Annotated in this window: 1 protein-coding gene and 1 pseudogene; both read right to left on the reverse strand. The window is 44.5% G+C overall.

The window, feature by feature from the left end; translation table 11 throughout:
• Window positions 1–1,493: ATP-binding cassette domain-containing protein (locus tag AC1DWB_RS34305; protein WP_477545551.1), on the reverse strand; the 1,493-nt coding region annotated here is incomplete at its 3' end.
• Window positions 1,494–1,507: 14 nt separating this feature from the next.
• A pseudogene (locus AC1DWB_RS34310) lies at window positions 1,508–1,936 on the reverse strand (nucleotidyltransferase domain-containing protein); the annotation flags it as partial.

Genomic DNA, 1,936 nt, shown 5'->3' on the forward strand with positions numbered 1-1,936 from the left:
CCTGAGAGCCGGACTCCTCGGTCCCCGATTACGGTATCCAGACCTTGAGGCAATCGTCGGACAAACTCATCCGAAGCTGAGAATCTAAGAGCCTCCCACAAATCCCCTTCGCTTGCTTGAGGAGCCACCAACAGCAGGTTTGCCCTAATGCTTGTATGAAATAGAAACGGGTCTTGCGACACATACCCTATGGATTTTCTCAAGAATGGTACAGTTTCGGCAGTAAGAGAGGTTCCATCTACCAAGACTTCCCCAGATTCCGGTTGAATAAGTCCCATCAGCATATCAATTAATGTGCTCTTACCTGCTCCTGATCTCCCTACGATAGCCGTCATACCCTGGGCAGGAATCGACAAATTCACATGATGAAGAGCGTAGGAATCTTGATCGTGATCGTACCTGAAATAAACGTTGCGGCACTCCATTCCTTCTTTAACTTGAATGCGTTCCGCACCGTTAACTTGTTGCAAAGATTTCAATTCGGCATGTTGCTCACATTCCTTATGCAGCTCGATAAGGCTCTTGAATGCGGGAAGCGCCGATGCGATTTGTTCTATACTGGCTTGTATCCCGGTGAACCTTGGCCATAGACGGGCAAATATAATAAGGATCAGCATGAGCTGACCTGCCTGGACCTGGAACAACGTTAGGGATACATAAATGAACATTCCGATCAAGACGGCTGAAGAAACTTTATACAAGATTTGCGAATTCGATTGTACCTTCGTAAGCTGTATGACGTTCAATTCGATATCCTTGCATAACTGATGGAACCAAGCGTAATGAGATTGCTCCAGCATATTGCTCTTAATGTCCTTAATTCCGTTGAATTGATCGGTTATACCCGCGTAATAACTTTTGGCCAATTCAGTCGTTTGGTTGCCATATATTTTCGAATATTTAACAAATCTCCGCGAAATAACGGCAAGCAAAAAACCACTAGTCACGACTAGCACGGTCATCTTGGCGGATAAGCAGAACGCTATACCAATCTGGATTACGGTGAATATAATCGAAGTTAACAGCCTTAGGAAAAGGTAAGTGCCATGATTGACACGGCCTAATTCTGACGTCAATACGTGTTGAAAATCGGAATTTCGCCTCTTCAAGAAAAAAATCCAGTTCGACTTCAATAATGCCTCATACATATCCAGTCTTAACGACTGGGAAAATCCCTGTTGAATTTGTGTATCCAGAATGGATTGTTTTCTTTGCAATAGAGCCTGTCCTGTTATCAGCAGGATGTACACGCCTAGAATCACAGGCAAATGCAACTGCGCCGGGATGCTATACAGCAGCTCTTGGATCGAAGAGAGGAGAGGAATGCTTCCTGTACGTATATCGAAAATACCGATCAGGCTTAACATGGGAATGAGCAGTAAGATCCCAATTCCTTCTATGAAGCTAATAATGATCATGCTAAACAAATTAAAATACAAGACTTTACCCGCGAACGTATGCAGTTTCTTTACGAAAAGTAGAACRTTATCCATGACGTATCTCCTCCTTAGGCCAGTACTCTTCGCTTTAATAGCCGCCAGAACCATAAGAAGGGGCGTAAAGGAATGTATAAGAAATGCAAGGGTCTCGGCAAAGGCAGTACCTTCGCATCCTGCTCATTAGGATATAGCCGAACGATGAGCATTCTCCATTTTTGTCGAGTTGTTTTCAAGGAATACAGATAACGCTTATATTCGGCAGCCAACTCTTCCGACTCCGGCTTAGGATGGAAATTAACACCCGCTGCTATAAAGGGAATACAATCTTGTGCTAATCGACGGGATTGACTCCCAGAAGTCAACAGCTCCAATGGTTCGGTTAACGGTGTATGGAGAAGTTGCGAGGCGAGCAGCAAGGCTTGTCCCCCCATATGCTGACAATGATGCTTCTTCATCAGGCTTGTTGCTTCCTTCCAATCGGAATGATTGCGTACCAG

The sequence above is a fragment of the Paenibacillus sp. P4_E11 genome (assembly GCF_056401635.1).